This window comes from Allobosea sp. WAO, from assembly GCF_001509835.1.
Classification (GTDB): Bacteria; Pseudomonadota; Alphaproteobacteria; order Rhizobiales; family Beijerinckiaceae; genus Allobosea.
In genome coordinates this window covers 202,584-216,130 of sequence record NZ_JXTJ01000007.1, presented here as the reverse complement: position 1 = coordinate 216,130, position 13,547 = coordinate 202,584, and the positions used below count along the sequence as shown (strand labels likewise).

Annotated in this window: 14 protein-coding genes; 13 read left to right on the top strand and 1 reads right to left on the bottom strand. The window is 68.8% G+C overall.

Translation table 11 applies throughout. The features are described from left to right. The first annotated feature begins 71 nt into the window (after nt 1–71). The 12 genes from DK26_RS13475 (at nt 72) to DK26_RS13420 (ending at nt 11,514) form a co-directional block, all read left to right on the top strand. On the top strand, nt 72–638 hold the full coding sequence (locus tag DK26_RS13475; RefSeq protein WP_066473062.1) for a NifU family protein: 567 nt from the start codon (nt 72–74) through the stop codon (nt 636–638). Between the two features lie 173 nt (nt 639–811). Beyond that, nucleotides 812–1,495 carry a tRNA (adenosine(37)-N6)-threonylcarbamoyltransferase complex dimerization subunit type 1 TsaB gene (gene tsaB, locus DK26_RS13470; protein ID WP_066473049.1) on the top strand — a complete coding sequence of 228 codons (684 nt, stop codon included), beginning with the start codon at nt 812–814 and terminating at the stop codon, nt 1,493–1,495. Between the two features lie 2 nt (nt 1,496–1,497). Then, entirely contained in the window at nt 1,498–1,998 is a 501-nt protein-coding gene (locus DK26_RS13465; RefSeq protein WP_066473048.1) for a GNAT family N-acetyltransferase, read from the top strand. A gap of 84 nt (nt 1,999–2,082) precedes the next feature. Then, nucleotides 2,083–2,892, top strand: coding sequence for a lysophospholipid acyltransferase family protein (locus DK26_RS13460; protein ID WP_066473047.1), 810 nt, complete (start codon nt 2,083–2,085; stop codon nt 2,890–2,892). Between the two features lie 124 nt (nt 2,893–3,016). Next, complete coding sequence (gene miaB / locus DK26_RS13455; RefSeq protein WP_066473044.1) at nt 3,017–4,369, top strand: tRNA (N6-isopentenyl adenosine(37)-C2)-methylthiotransferase MiaB; 1,353 nt, start codon at nt 3,017–3,019, stop codon at nt 4,367–4,369. A 98-nt stretch (nt 4,370–4,467) separates the two neighbouring features. Next, a complete protein-coding gene (locus DK26_RS13450) occupies nt 4,468–5,622 on the top strand; it encodes a PhoH family protein (protein ID WP_083533241.1) in 1,155 nt (384 codons plus the stop codon). Next, complete coding sequence (ybeY, locus tag DK26_RS13445; RefSeq protein WP_083533212.1) at nt 5,619–6,215, top strand: rRNA maturation RNase YbeY; 597 nt, start codon at nt 5,619–5,621, stop codon at nt 6,213–6,215. Before DK26_RS13450 ends, ybeY begins: the two co-directional genes overlap by 4 nt. Next, nucleotides 6,212–7,189, top strand: a complete 978-nt coding sequence (locus DK26_RS13440) for a hemolysin family protein (RefSeq protein WP_066473041.1) — start codon at nt 6,212–6,214, stop codon at nt 7,187–7,189. The genes ybeY and DK26_RS13440 overlap by 4 nt, the downstream gene beginning before the upstream one ends. Then, complete coding sequence (gene lnt, locus DK26_RS13435) at nt 7,189–8,784, top strand: apolipoprotein N-acyltransferase (protein WP_083533211.1); 1,596 nt, start codon at nt 7,189–7,191, stop codon at nt 8,782–8,784. Before DK26_RS13440 ends, lnt begins: the two co-directional genes overlap by 1 nt. Before the next feature lie 117 nt (nt 8,785–8,901). Continuing rightward, nucleotides 8,902–9,315, top strand: a complete 414-nt coding sequence (locus DK26_RS13430) for a helix-turn-helix transcriptional regulator (RefSeq protein ID WP_066473030.1) — start codon at nt 8,902–8,904, stop codon at nt 9,313–9,315. A gap of 156 nt (nt 9,316–9,471) precedes the next feature. Then, on the top strand, nt 9,472–10,677 hold the full coding sequence (gene metK, locus DK26_RS13425) for a methionine adenosyltransferase (RefSeq protein WP_066473027.1): 1,206 nt from the start codon (nt 9,472–9,474) through the stop codon (nt 10,675–10,677). Nucleotides 10,678–10,821: 144 nt separating this feature from the next. Then, complete coding sequence (locus tag DK26_RS13420) at nt 10,822–11,514, top strand: tRNA (guanine(46)-N(7))-methyltransferase TrmB (protein WP_066473025.1); 693 nt, start codon at nt 10,822–10,824, stop codon at nt 11,512–11,514. Here the strand turns inward: DK26_RS13420 and DK26_RS13415 are convergent. Next, nucleotides 11,489–12,577 (bottom strand): DUF2336 domain-containing protein, encoded by a 1,089-nt coding sequence (locus DK26_RS13415; protein ID WP_083533210.1) that lies wholly within the window; start codon nt 12,575–12,577, stop codon nt 11,489–11,491. The genes DK26_RS13420 and DK26_RS13415 overlap by 26 nt on opposite strands. A 265-nt stretch (nt 12,578–12,842) precedes the next feature. Here DK26_RS13415 and rimP point away from each other — a divergent pair, with 265 nt between their 5' ends. Next, nucleotides 12,843–13,544, top strand: a complete 702-nt coding sequence (gene rimP / locus DK26_RS13410) for a ribosome maturation factor RimP (RefSeq protein WP_349236328.1) — start codon at nt 12,843–12,845, stop codon at nt 13,542–13,544. The last annotated feature ends 3 nt before the right edge of the window (nt 13,545–13,547 follow it).

Sequence of the window (13,547 nt, the reverse complement as noted above, 5' to 3'; positions counted from 1 at the left end):
GATTCCAGCGATGGGCCTATATCGGGAACAGGAACGGCGGCCTTGACCCGCCGGTGCCGGAGGTAAGATCGATGTTCATCCAGACTGAAGCTACGCCGAATCCCGCTACCCTGAAATTCCTGCCCGGCCGCAGCGTCTCGCCCGGCGGGCCGATCGAATTGCGCGATCCCGCGCAGGGCGATCGCTCGCCGCTCGCCTCGCGCCTGTTCGGCGTCAAGGGCGTCTCGGCCGTGTTCTTCGGCTCCGACTTCATCACCGTGACCAAGGCGGAGGGCGAATGGCCGCATCTCAAGCCCGCCATCCTCGGCGCGATCATGGAGCACTACATGTCGGGCGCGCCGCTGATGGCGGACGGCGCTGCGGATGCCGGCCCGGAGGAGAGCGAGGAAGAGTTCTTCGCCGACGAGGACGCGCAGACCGTCGAGACGATCAAGGAGCTGCTCGAGACCCGCATCCGCCCGGCCGTTGCCGGCGATGGCGGCGACATCACCTTCCGCGGCTTCAAGGACGGCACCGTCTATCTCGCCATGAAGGGCTCCTGCTCGGGTTGCCCCTCCTCGACCGCGACGCTGAAGCACGGCATCCAGAACCTGCTCCGGCACTTCCTGCCGCAGGTTCGCGAGGTCGAGGCGGTCTGAGAGCCGCCCCGCTTCGGTTCCTTCAACATTCTCCGGCGGTCATCCCGGCCGGAGCGCAGCGCAGAGCCGGAATCCATGCCTGAACCTTCATCGGTGATGTTCCGGCATAGGTCCCGGGTCTTCCTTCGGTCGCCCAGGACGACCGGCAACGTTTCATGCCGGATAGGCAATTAATGCGCATTCTCGCGATCGATACCGCGCTCGGCGCCTGCTCCGCCTGCGTGCTCGAGGCTGGCTCGGCGCAGCCCATCGCCATCGAGCAGGTGGCGATGGAGCGCGGCCATGCCGAAGCGCTCATGCCGATGATCGAGCGCGTGATGGGCAAGGTCGAAGGTGGCTTCTCCTCGCTCGACCGGGTCGCGGTCACCATCGGCCCCGGCAGCTATACCGGCCTGCGCGTCGGGATCAGCGCGGCCCGTGCCATCGCCTTCGCCGCCGGCATTCCGGCCGTCGGCGTCTCGACGCTGGCGGCCACCGCCGCCCCTCTGGTCGGGCGCGAGGGCGGCCGGGTGATCGCCGCCGCGCTCGATGCCAAGCATGGCCAGGTCTGGTTCCAGGCGCTGAATGCGCAAGGCAAGCAGCTGGTCTCGATCCGCCAGGTCAATCATCGTGATGCGGCCCGCTCCATCGGCGCCGGCCCGGTCTCGCTCGTCGGCTCGGCGGCGCTCGCCGTCGCCAACGAGGCATGGGCGATCGGGCTCGATGCCGTCGTCGTCGACGATGCCAAGGCTCCCGACGTGATCTGGGTGGCGCGGCTCGGCATGATCGCCGATCCGCAGAGCGCCCCGCCGCGCCCGCTCTACCTCAAGGAGCCGGAGACGACGCCGCAGGATCGCGCCCGCCTGCCGCGGCGCTGAGCATGGACTGGCTCGACCGCCTGCGCCGCCGCCGCCGCGCGGCCCCGGCCCGGACGGGCCGGCTCGACACGGCCCAGGCGCGCCACGTCGCTGCCCTGCATCATCAGGGAGGCTTCGCCCGGCTCTGGGATCCCGGCGAATGCGCGGCACTCCTGGCCGATCCCTCGGTTCTCGCCGATGGCGTTTTTTCCGGCAGCGCCGCCGAGCCCTCCGGCTTCGTGATGTCGCGGATCGCCGCCGACGAGGCCGAGATTCTCAGCATCGTCGTCGCCAAGGGCAGTCGCCGGGGCGGCCTCGCCCAGGCGCTGCTGGCGGGACATCTGGCAAGGCTCGCGGCGCAGGGCATCGCCCGGCTCTTCCTCGAGGTCGAGGAGGCCAATGCGGCGGCCGTCGGGCTCTACCGCCAGTTCGGCTTCGCCGAGGTCGGCCGCCGCGAGGGCTATTATCCGAAGCCCGACGGCAGCCGCGCCGCCGCGCTGGTGATGCGGCTCGACCTTGGCTGAGTTGCCCTGCCCGGCGCCTGCCATGGACGAGCGGACGGGCGGGGACTATAGCCGGAACCCTGTGAGCGGAGCTTTGCGCAGAGAATGAACGGCCTGGGTCCCGGTGCGATGCTGCGCATGGCGCTGATCAGTCTCGGCACGCTCGTCCTGATCCCGCCGCAACTGGTCTCGATGCGGCTCGGGCCGACTCACGGATTTCTGTTCACGCGACTGTTCCATCGCCTGGTCTGCCGCGGCCTCGGGGTCCGCGCCGTGATTCGCGGCAAGCCGCCCGGCCCCGGCGAGGGCGGGCTGATCGTCGCCAACCATGTCTCCTGGCTCGATATCCCCGTGCTCGGCGCCGTGCGGCCGCTCTCCTTCGTCGCCAAGGCCGAGGTCGCGACCTGGCCGGTGATCGGCTGGCTCTCAACCTTGCAGCGCACCGTCTTCATTGATCGCAAGCGCCGCGGCGCCACGGCCGGCGTCGCCGCCGAGATGGGCCAGAGGCTCTCGGACGGGCAGGCGGTGGTGCTTTTCGCCGAGGGGACGACCGGCGACGGCACCCGTGTCCTGCCCTTGCGCTCCTCGCTGCTCGGCGCCGCGCATGAGGCGGTGCGCGGCGAGGGGGAGGCGGAGGGCGAGGTGACGGTCTACCCGCTCTGCATCACCTATCTCGGCTATCACGGCCTGCCCGGCGGGCGGGCGGTGCGCTCGAGCCTCGCCTGGCATGGCGACACGGAGCTCGCGCCGCATCTGAAGTCGATCCTTGCGTCCGGGGCGGTCGATGTCGAGCTCGCCTGGGGCGAGCCGATCAGGATGGGCCGCAAGCTCTCGCGCAAGGAGGCGACGCGGCTCGCCGAGATCGCCATCCGCCGGGCCCGGCAGGAAGCCGTCACCGGCCGGTCACGCACTTGAGCAACTCTCTTCGGGGTTCTGTCGGAGCGGCCCGGATATTGCCTGCCTGCCTCCGGCGGCAGTATGATTCCCAAACTGTGGCCGACTGGGGTAAGGAGACGGGATTGAGGTCGGATCCGCGTTGATGAAGAAAGTCCACATCAAGTCCTATGGCTGCCAGATGAACGTCTATGACGGGCAGCGCATGGCGGATGTCCTGGGCGCCGAGGGCTTTGAGGAAACCGCGACGCCCGACGACGCCGACCTGATCCTGCTCAACACCTGCCATATCCGCGAGCGCGCGGCGCACAAGGTCTATACCGAGCTCGGCAAGTTGCGCGAGCTGAAGCAGGCTCGCAAGGCCGATGGCCGCGAGACCACCTTGGTCGTCGCCGGCTGCGTCGCCCAGGCCGAGGGTGCCGAGATCCAGCGCCGGCAGCCGGCAGTCGACCTCGTCGTCGGCCCGCAGGCCTATCATCGCCTGCCTGCCTTGCTGGCCGAGGCGCGTGCCAGCCGTGTCGTCGACACCGATCTGCCCCCGGACGACAAGTTCGGCCATCTGCCTGCGCCGAAGCCGGCGGCGATCCTGGCCCGTGGCATCTCGGCCTTCGTCACCGTGCAGGAGGGATGCGACAAGTTCTGCGCCTTCTGCGTCGTGCCCTATACGCGCGGCGCCGAGTTCTCGCGCCCGGTCGCGCAGGTGGTCGCCGAGGTCGAGCGGTTGGCGCAGGCCGGCGTGCAGGACGTCACCCTGCTCGGCCAGAACGTCAACGCCTATCATGGCGAGGGGCAGGACGGGCGGATCTGGGGTCTGGCGCGGCTGATGCACCGCCTCGCCGAGGTGCCGGGCATTGCCCGCATCCGCTACACCACCAGCCATCCGCGCGACATGGACGACGATCTGATCGCCGCCCATCGCGATCTGCCGCAGGTGATGCCCTTCCTGCATCTGCCGGTGCAGGCCGGCTCCGATCGCATCCTCGCGGCGATGAACCGCAAGCACACGGGCGACGAATACCGGCGGCTGATCGACAAGGTGCGCGCGGCCCGGCCCGACATCGCCCTGTCCTCGGATTTCATCGTCGGCTTCCCCGGCGAGAGCGATGCCGATTTCGAGGAGACGCTGCGTCTCGTCGAGGATATCCGTTTCGCCTCGGCCTATACGTTCAAGTACTCGCCGCGCCCCGGTACCCCTGCGGCGGAGCTTGAGACGCAGGTCGAGCCGGCGGTGATGGATGAGCGCCTGCAGCGCCTGCAGGCGCTTGTCGAGCGTCATCGCCAGGAGTTCAACCACGCCATGGTCGGCCGGACCGTCGAGGTGCTGCTCGAGCGCGCCGGACGTCATCCCGGCCAGCTGGCGGGCAAGACCCCCTATCTCCAGGCGGTCCAGATCGAAACCGCGACGCATCGCATCGGCGAGCGCGTCATGGTGACGATCGAGCGCGCCGGCTCGAACTCGCTGTTCGGCCGCGCCGTGCCGCGGGAGCTGGCTGCCTGAGTGCGTATGCCTAGAAGTCGAGTTGGGTTTCGTCGCGTGCCTCTGCCTGCCAACGACCCCCGCTCCAGGAGAAGACACCTTTGGCCCAGGCCGATCCGATGAACCCGAGACCCGAACGCGGCCTTCGCCGCGACCCGTTGGCGCTCCGCGAGGAGGTGCCGGCGCGCGCCGGCCTGTCCGGCACGGAAGTGGTGCTGTCCTTCGACGACAACCAGCTCGCGAGCCTGGTCTTCGGGCAATACGACCAGAACCTGGCGCATCTCGAGCGCCGGCTCGGTGTCGTCGTCAGCCCCAATGGCAACCACATCACCATCAAGGGGCCGCCGGATACCGCCGAGCAGGCGAGCCGCGTGCTGCGCACCCTCTATGCCCGCGCCAAGATCGGCGCTGCCGTCAATCTCGGCGAGGTCGACGGCGCGATCGAGGAGAGCAATGTGCAGCGCTCGCTCTTTCCGGCCGACAATGCCGGCAAGTCCGCCTTCGATGCCATCGTCACCCGCAAGCGCGGGCCGGTGCGGGCCCGCAATGCGGCTCAGGACGCTTATCTTCGCCAGCTCAAGCGTCATGAACTCGTCCTCGCCGAAGGCCCGGCCGGCACCGGCAAGACCTGGCTCGCGGTCGGTCATGCGGTCTCGCTGATCGAGCAGGGCGTGGTCGAGCGCATGGTGTTGTCGCGGCCGGCGGTCGAGGCCGGCGAGCGCCTCGGCTTCCTGCCGGGCGACATGCGCGAGAAGGTCGACCCCTATCTGCGGCCGATCTACGACGCCCTCAACGATTTCATGGAGGCGCGCCATGTCGAGCGGGCCCTCCAGACCGGCATGATCGAGATCGCGCCGCTCGCCTTCATGCGCGGCCGGACCCTGACCAATGCGGTGGTGCTGCTCGACGAGGCGCAGAACGCGACCTCCGTGCAGATGAAGATGTTCCTGACCCGCCTCGGCGAGGGCTCGCGCATGATCATCACCGGCGACCCCTCGCAGGTCGACCTGCCGCCGGGCCAGCGCTCCGGTCTGGTCGAGGCGGTCAGGCTGCTCTCGGGCGTCGAGGGCGTCGGCCATGCCCGCTTCGAGGAGGGTGACGTCGTCCGCCACGAGCTCGTGCGCCGCATCGTCATGGCTTATGAGGATGCCGCCAGGAAGGAACGCGACGAGCGCGAAGCCCGGCTCGCCAATCTGCCGCCGGCCGATGCCGGCCCGGTGGAAGGCGATGCCGACGGGCTGAAGCGCATGCTGTCGCGGGAGAGACCGCGATGAACGATCGACCTCGATCGCGGCGCGCCGCGCCGCGATCCGAGTTGCCGGCCGGGGGGCTGACGCTCGAACTGCGCCTGCAGTCGCGGCGCTGGCGCGAGCTCGGCGATATCAGGCCGCGCATCGAGGCGGCTATCGGCGCCGGCCTCGCCGAGGCCCGCCTGCAGCCGCTGGAAGGGGCCGAACTCAGTCTGCTCCTGACCGACGACAAGCGCATCCGCGCCGTCAACCGTGAATGGCGCGGCTTCGACAAGCCGACCAATGTGCTCTCCTTCCCGGCCGTGCCGCCGGAGCGCGTCGCGTCAAGCCCGGTGCTCGGCGACATCGTGCTCGCTCTCGAGACGCTGACGCGCGAAGCCGAGGCCGAGGGCAAAAACCTCGGCGATCATCTCAGCCATCTCGTCATCCACGGCCTGTTGCATCTGCTCGGCGAGGACCACGAGACCGAGGCCGAGGCGCAGCGCATGGAGGCGATGGAGACTGCGGCGCTCGCCCGCCTCGGCATCGCCGACCCCTATGCCGGAACCGACCCCCACCCCACCGAGCCCGCTCCCGCGGCGGCTCCTCGCAAGAAGCAGTCTTCACCCGCGCCATGAGCGACGACCCTCGATCTAGCACCACCTCCGAAGCCCCCGGCCGCGGCCTGTCCCATTGGCTCGGCCAGTTCCTCGACCGGCTCGGCCTGCGCCATGGCGGCTCGGTCCGCGAGGAGATCACCGAGGCCCTGGCGCAGGGGAGCGGCGAGATCGCCGATATCAGCCCGCAGGAGCGGGCCATGCTCTCCAATGTGCTCAGCCTGCGCGAGCGCCGCGTCGACGACGTCATGATCCCGCGCGCCGACATCATCGCGGTCTCGCTGGAGGCGACGCTGGCGAGCCTGCTCGCCTTGTTCCGCAGCGCCGGCCATTCCCGCCTGCCGGTCTACGGCGAGACTCTCGACGACCCCCGCGGCATGATCCACATCCGCGATTTCCTCGACTTCCTCGCGGCGCGTGCCGGGTCGCGCCGTGGCGGTGAGGGCGAGGTTCCCGATCTCGGCGCAGTCGACCTCTCCGTGACCCTGGCGCAGGCCGCCATCCTGCGGCCGGTGCTCTACGTCCCGCCCTCCATGCCGGCCGTCGACCTCCTGGTCCGGATGCAGGCGACGCGGACCCATATCGCGCTGGTCATCGACGAATATGGCGGCACCGACGGGCTGGTCTCGATCGAGGACCTGATCGAGATCGTCGTCGGCGACATCGAGGACGAGCACGACCATGACGAGGCGCCGACCATCGCGCCAGCCGGCGAGAACCGCTTCATCGCCGATGCGCGGGCGACGCTGGAGGATCTGAACGAGGCGACCGGTATCGATCTGTCGCAGGCCGAGGTTGCCGAGGAGGTCGATACGCTCGGCGGCCTGATCGTTACCCTGGCCGGGCGCGTCCCGGCGCGCGGTGAGTTGATCAAGGGGCCGGAGGGGCTCGAATTCGAGGTGCTCGACGCCGACCCCCGCCGCGTCAAGCGCCTGCGCATCCATCGCCGCGTCGAGGTCGCGGCCGGTGAGGCCACCGCTCCGGAAGCCCCATGATGGCATTGGCGGCTCTGGCCGATCGCGTCATCCTCGCCTGGGGCTGGCCGAAGCGCCTGATCGCCCTGGCGGCGGGCGCGAGCGGCGCGCTGGCTCTAGCACCGCTCGATCTCTGGCCGCTGCTCGTCGTGCCGATGACCGTCGCGGTCTGGCTGATCGACGGGGCCGTTGCCGATAGCCGCGCCGGGCGCTTCCGTGCCGCGGCGCTTGCCGGATGGTGGTGGGGCTTCGGCTTCCATCTCGCCGGCCTGTGGTGGCTCGGCGCCGCCTTCCTGGTCGAGGCCGACAAGTTCGCCTGGGCGATGCCGCTCGGCGTGGTGGCGCTGCCGGCTTTCCTGGCGCTCTTCCCGGCCCTCGGCTTTGGCCTCGCCCGGCTGCTCTGGCCGTCGGGAGCGGGGCGCATCCTCGTCCTCGCGGCGATGCTGGCGCTGTGCGAGTGGCTGCGCGGCCATGTGCTCACCGGCTTTCCCTGGAACGTCTACGGCATGATGCTGGCCGGGTCGGAATGGCTGGCACAGAGCGCCTCGTTGATCGGGCTCTACGGCTTGACGCTGCTCGCGGTCGCGATCGGCGCCGCGCCGGCGACGCTCGGCACCGGCGAGACCGCACGGGCGCGCTGGCAGCCGGTGGGGTTCGCCGTCGTCGCGCTCGCCGCCATGGCTGCCTTCGGCGCCTGGCGCGTGCCTTCCGAGCCTGTCGCGGCGGTCAATGGCGTCAAGTTGCGCCTGATGCAGCCCAATCTGCCGCAGGACGCCAAGTTCAGCCCGAGCAACAGCGAGATGATCGTGGCGCGCTATCTCGCGCTCAGCGATCGGGCGACCGGTCCGCGCACGCTCGGCGTGCAGGATGTCACCCATCTGATCTGGCCGGAATCGGCTTTTCCCTTTCTATTAGGGCGTACCCCACAGGCGCTGGCGCGTATCGCCGCGCTCCTGCCGCCGGGGGCGACCCTGATCACCGGGGCGGCGCGCGCCGGCGAAACCCTGCCGGGCGAGAGCCGTCCGCCGATCTATAATTCGATCCAGGTCGTCGATGACGAAGGTGTGATCACGGGAAGTTACGACAAGGTGCACCTCGTGCCCTTCGGCGAATACCTGCCGCCCTTTCTCGAGCGCCTGATCCGCGCCGTCGGCCTCTCCGAGTTCGTTTCCGTGCCCGGCGGCTTCGCCTCGGGAACGCGGCGGACCCCGCTACAGGTGCGCGGTCTGCCGCCGGCTGCGGCTCTGATCTGCTACGAAGTCGTCTTCCCAGGCGAGGCGATGCCGAGCGGACCGCGCCCCGGTTATATCCTCAATCTGACCAATGATGGCTGGTTTGGCCGCACAACCGGGCCTTATCAGCATCTGGCGCAGGCGCGGCTGCGGGCTGTCGAGGAAGGCCTGCCCCTGATCCGCGTCGCCAATACCGGGATTTCGGCCGTCGTCGACGGCTATGGCCGCATCCGTGCCTCGCTCCCCTTGGGCGAGACCGGGGTGCTCGACGCGACCCTGCCTCACGCCGGTCCGGCTACGCTCTATTCGCGGTTCGGGGATGTTTTTTTTGCATGCCTGATTGTAACATCTCTCTTGCTTGGGCTATGGCCACGTCGGAAGTGATCCCATCTGGAACTTTCCCGCGATTTGATCCGTGCTAAAGAGTTATCGTTGCGGGAGCTAAGCGTCGTTCGATCCGGACGGCGCGAGGAATGACGGAACGCGAGGCCGACGGCACCGATGTTGAAGAAAGTCCCAAACCCGATCGATCGCCATGTTGGCGCCCGCGTGCGGATGCGCCGCATGCTCGCCGGCGTCAGCCAGGAGAAGCTTGGCGAGGCGCTCGGGCTGACCTTCCAGCAGGTGCAGAAATACGAGAAGGGCGCCAACCGGATCAGCGCCAGTCGCCTGCAGCAGATCGCCCAGATGCTCGAAGTGCCGGTTTCCTTCTTCTTCGAAGGCGCGCCGAGCGGCGATGCACCTGAAGGCGGCTTCGCGGACATGGCCGCGACGACTTATGTCTCGGACTTCCTGGCCACCAGCGAAGGCGTCCAGCTGACCAAGGCCTTCGTCAGGATCAAGAGCAGCCGGGTTCGCCGCCGCATTGTCGACCTCGTCGAGGCTTTGGCGGAAGAAGCCGAGGAAAAGGCCTGATCCGGCGTTTCAGCGTTCGCCTCGTCGAACGATCGACCTCTCAAAACAATTTCTGACCTTGACGGCGAACGTTTCCGCTGCAAAGACGCTGCGCGTTTTTGCAAACCTGCCGGCCTATGCCTGCGGTCGCCTTCCCGCCACAAAGGATTTCTGTCCGTGTCACGCCAGAACTACCTCTTCACCAGCGAGTCCGTCGGCGAAGGCCATCCGGACAAGGTTTGCGACCGGATTTCCGACGAGGTCGTCGATCTCTTCTTCAAGGAAGCCGCCAAGGCCGGCATGGACTCCGCCCAGGTGCGCGTGGCCTGCGAGACGCTGGCGACCACCAACCGCGTCGTGATCGCCGGTGAGGTCCGCACCTCGCTCGACGAGAAGGCGATGAAGAGCAAGGTCAAGTCGGCGGCCCGCAAGGCGATCCGCGCGATCGGCTACGAGCAGGACGGCTTCCACTGGAAGAAGTGCAAGATCGACGTGCTGCTGCATGCCCAGTCGGCCGACATTGCCCAGGGCGTCGACGCCGCCGGCAACAAGGACGAAGGCGCGGGCGACCAGGGCATCATGTTCGGCTACGCCTGCCGCGAGACCCCGGAGCTGATGCCGGCGCCGATCTACTACGCCCACAAGATCCTCGAAGTCCTCGCCAAGGCCCGCCATTCGGGTGAGGGCGCCGCTGCCAAGCTCGGCCCCGATGCCAAGAGCCAGGTCACCGTCAAGTACGAGAACGGCAAGCCTGTCGGCGTCACCCAGATCGTGCTCTCGACCCAGCATCTCGACGACAAGCTCTCCTCGGCCGATGTCCGCAAGATCGTCGAGCCCTATATCCGTCAGACCCTGCCCGATGGCTGGATCTCGAAGGACACCGTCTGGCACGTCAACCCGACCGGCAAGTTCGTCATCGGCGGCCCTGACGGCGACGCCGGCCTGACCGGCCGCAAGATCATCGTCGACACCTATGGCGGCGCGGCTCCCCATGGCGGTGGCGCCTTCTCGGGCAAGGACCCGACCAAGGTCGACCGTTCGGCGGCCTATGCGGCGCGCTATCTCGCCAAGAACGTCGTTGCGGCCAAGCTCGCCGACCGCTGCACGATCCAGCTTTCCTACGCCATCGGCGTCGCCAAGCCGCTGTCGATCTATGTCGACCTGCACGGCACCGGCAAGGTCGACGAGGCCAAGCTCGAGGCTGTCCTCGGCGAGGTCATGGATCTGACGCCGCGCGGCATCCGCACCCATCTCGGCCTCAACAAGCCGATCTACGCCAAGTCGGCGGCTTACGGCCATTTCGGCCGCAAGGCCGGCCGTGACGGCAGCTTCTCCTGGGAAAAGACCGATCTGGTCGATACGCTGAAGAAGGCCGTCGCCTGATATCGGCCTCGGCATTCACGATCACGATGGCCGGGGCGTTGCGCCCCGGCCATTTTCTTTAGACCGGACTATTGCCGGAGCAGGTTGCGAGGCGTCGCAGCCCGCTCTTCGCGCGAACCCTGTTCCGATACCGAGGCGGCGGCGATGACAGACCAGCACGATCCCGACCGCGCCTTCTTCGGCCGGCGCAAGGGCAAGGGCCTGCGCGAAGGCCAGGCCGGCCGGATCTCCGACGCCTTGCCGCATTTGCGCCTGCCGGAAGGCGAGATTGGCGATCTCACCGCCCTGTTCCCCGTTCCCGTCGAGGCCGTTCGCCTCGAGATCGGCTTCGGCGGCGGCGAGCATCTGCTGCACCGCATGCGCGAGAGCCCGCAGATCGGCTTCATCGGCTGCGAGCCCTTCATCAACGGCATGGCGAAGTTCCTCGCGGTGATCGAGCGCGAGGGCCTGCGCAATATCAGGCTCTGGGATGGCGACGCTGCGCTGATGCTCCCGCGCCTGCCTGCCGGCAGCCTCGATGCCGCCGACCTGCTCTATCCCGATCCGTGGCCGAAGAGGCGCCAGCGCAAGCGGCGCTTCGTCTCGGAGCGGACGCTCGCCCTCCTGGCGCGGGCGCTGCGCCCGGGCGGGCGCTTCCGCTTCGCCAGCGATATCGACGACTATGTCGGCTGGACGCTGGCGCGGCTCATGGCCTCGCCCGATTTCGACTGGGCCGACGAGAACGCCGACGACTGGCGTCAGCCCTATCCGGGCTGGATCCGCACCCGCTACGAGGCCAAGGCGGTGCGGGAGGGGCGTGTTTCGAGCTATCTCACGGCGTTCCGTCGCGCATCCTGAGGAAGCCGAGCACGCGCTGCGCCGTGGTCGGGGTCAGGTTGCGGAAGCTGAGCCTTGCCCGCTCCAGCACCGGCGCCGACTTACCATCGCCCTTGCGCAGGCCGATCAGGGCCTTGGCGGTGTCCCAGGACCAGCCCATGCCGCGCGCGACCAAGAGCACCGCCTCGCGGTCCGGGCCGAAGACGATGTGCTCGGTCGAGGGCAGCGAGAGCCCGGCGAGCACCGCGACGCCGCAGATCGCATGCTCCGCCGCGCCCGATGTCGCATATTGGGCGATCACGGCCTCGTCGAGTTTGCCGGTCTCGTTCAGTCCCTTGATGTCGGAGAGCGCCGCGCCGAACTTGCCGAGATCGTCGCCGATCTCGGCCTCTGTCGACACGGTCTCGGCGCTGCGCTCGATCGCTCCCGCGACCGCGCCCGCCATGGCCGGCTCGAGCGAAGCCTCTAGGCGGCGCCGTGCCGAGTTCTTGGCGGCGACGAGCAGTTGTTCGGCGAGGTCCTCCGGCAGGTCGGCGCGGGTGCCGAGCGTCGCCTGCAGCGCATCGTCCTGGGCTGCGCGCATCACCAGCACGCCCATGCCGTGGCGCGAGAAGCGGGCGCTCGGGTTCGCCGCGACCGCATGGGTGACGACGCGGCCGCCGCGCAGGATCAGGAAATCGGTGACCGGTTCGCCCAGTTCCGGGCGCTCGGTGATGGCCAGCATGTGATCGCGGCCCTTGGCGGCCGAGATCGCGACGAGGTCGTTGTCGCTGAGGCGCGGCGAGGCGACGAGGACCGGCCGGGCCACCGCGATCTCGTCGAGCGCGAGCTGGCGCACGACGCCGCTCGGCGCATTAGGCACCTCCGAGAGCCGCTCCGACAATTCGATGCGGGCGCGCAGCTCGATCGCGCGGGCGAGGCGGCCGATGACGACGTCGAAGACGCTGATCTGATCCTCGGCCATGCCGGTCGCGGTACTCAGGAAGAGGTCGGTCAGCCTTGCCAGGATCGTGGCGCGCTCCTCGCTGGAGCCGCGCGCCATCGTTGTTTCCAGGTCGCGCAGCAGCGCTCCGACGGGACTCATCAACGCAACCTCTTCACCAGAACCGGCGGAAGGCTAGCAGGCAAGAATGACCAGCCGGTTAGCGGAAACCGAGAAACCGGCTCTGGCTGCCTTCGAAGCTTGCAAGATGGGCCGAACAGGACTAGATAGGGCGCCAACAGCTCTGGTTTCGGTGTAAGCCGGCGATCAAGAGCGGGCCCACCGGCCCGCTCTTTTTTGTTGGCCGAAGCCTTCCGGGCGTAGCGGTCGCCTCGGCGCCCGCAGACGGGATGATGGCGAGCCGGCAATGGGCGAGCAGGACATGCAGGATCAGGAAGAGCGGATCGTCGTCGAGACAGGCGTCGCCGCACGGGTCGCGACGATCGTCGAGCCGGCGATCGCCGATATCGGCTATCGCCTCGTCCGCGTCCGCATCAGCGCTCAGAACGGCTGCACCTTGCAGATCATGGCCGAGCGCCCGGACGGCACGATGACCGTCGAGGGCTGCGAGGCCGTCAGCCAGGCGGTGTCGCCGGCACTCGACGTCGACGATCCCATCCAGGCGGCGTATCATCTTGAGGTATCCTCGCCCGGCATCGACCGGCCACTGGTCCGCCCCGGCGATTTCGAGCGCTGGGCCGGCCATCTCGCGAAGATCGATACCAGCGAGCCGGTCGCCGGCCGCAAGCGCTTCCGCGGCATCCTGCGTGGCGTCAATGGCGGCGATGCCCTGCTGACCCGGGACGACGCGAAGTCCGAGGAGGAGCGCGACGTCGCGATCCCGATGCGGCTGATCGCCGAGGCGCGGCTGGTGCTGACCGACGCGCTGGTCACCGAGTCGCTCCGCCGCGGCAAGTCCGGCCTGCCGCCGGAAATGCCGCCGGCCGATGAAATCGCGATGCCTGCGCCAGGGCGCGGCAAGTCGCTGGGACCGCGCGATCCGAAGGCCCGCAAGCCGGCCAAGGGCGCGAAGCCGGCTCCCGAGCAGAACCGAGAAGAAGAGGAGTGAGTG